Annotated in this window: 1 protein-coding gene; it reads left to right on the top strand. The window is 39.7% G+C overall.

The annotated features are described in order from the left end of the window. Window positions 1–1,023: RNA-guided endonuclease InsQ/TnpB family protein (locus tag MUB24_RS23020; RefSeq protein ID WP_244708076.1), on the top strand; the 1,023-nt coding region annotated here is incomplete at its 5' end. Window positions 1,024–1,180 lie beyond the last annotated feature (157 nt).

Genomic DNA, 1,180 nt, shown 5'->3' with positions numbered 1-1,180 from the left:
CTTTTAGATAAAGAGCGCAAATATAAACAAAACAAGGAAAATTACAACCGTTATGACATGCAAAAACAATTAACATTGGATAAAAGGAAATATCCATTTCTAAAAGAAATGCCTTCCCAGCCTCTGCAAGAAGTATTTGTGCGATTACAAAAAGCCTTTGAGAATTTTTTTCGCAAAGATGCTAGATACCCAAAACAGAAAAAGTATAAAGAGTATACGAGTATGACGTTCCCTCAATTTGGATTCAACAAGAAAGGGAACCGAATGGCGATGTCCTTTTCCGGCAATGGCAAATTATACAATACAAGGCTAGGAGAAATAGATATTCTGCTTCATAGACCACTAGAAGGAACAATTAAGCAACTGATTATCAAGCGTCAAGGGAAAAGGTGGTATGCTATTTTCTGTGTCGAAGGACAAGCGCCGCCGCCAACTACTTTGGATATACATAACGCAATAGGTATTGACGTTGGAATCAATAAATATGCCGTTCTTTCTAATGGACCAGAATATGAGAATCCAAGATTTCTTCGTAAAAAGGAAAGGCAATTAAAGAAAACTCAGCGGAGACTTTCCAAAAAGAAAAAGGGCTCAGCGAACTATACCAAGCAGGTACAGCGAGTTCGTCAATTACATGAGAAAGTAGGGAACCAACGTAGAGATTTTCTTCATAAACTAAGCTACCATTTGACGAAGGACTATTCGGTTATTGCTGTGGAAAATCTAAATATACGAAACATGGTTCGGAACAGGAAGTTAGCAAAATCTATTTCAGACGCAGGCTGGGGCATGTTTCGAAACATGCTCGCATACAAATGCGCAAGAAATGGAGGGGTCTTGATCAAGGTAGAACCTACATTCACTTCACAAGATTGCTCGAGTTGTGGCAATCGGGTGAAAAAGTCTCTTTCTATTCGTACGCATATTTGCACAAAATGCGGAACGATACTTGATCGTGACCATAATGCGAGTCGAAACATCTTACAAAAAGGATTAAATGAGTTCCTTACTATAACGGAATAGCCATAACTGTAGGGCAAGGTTGTGTCCGAACAGTATAATCTACGCCTGTGGAGACTGTGTAAGACATATTTGGGACACCCCCATTATGCAATGGTTCATGAAACAGGAAGCCCCTTCTTCAAACAACCCGACAGGGTGTTAAGGAGGGGTCATTCAC

The organism is Lederbergia sp. NSJ-179 (genome assembly GCF_022867885.1).
GTDB lineage: Bacteria > Bacillota > Bacilli > Bacillales > Bacillaceae_C > Lederbergia.
This window is presented reverse-complemented; position numbering and strand designations above follow the sequence as displayed.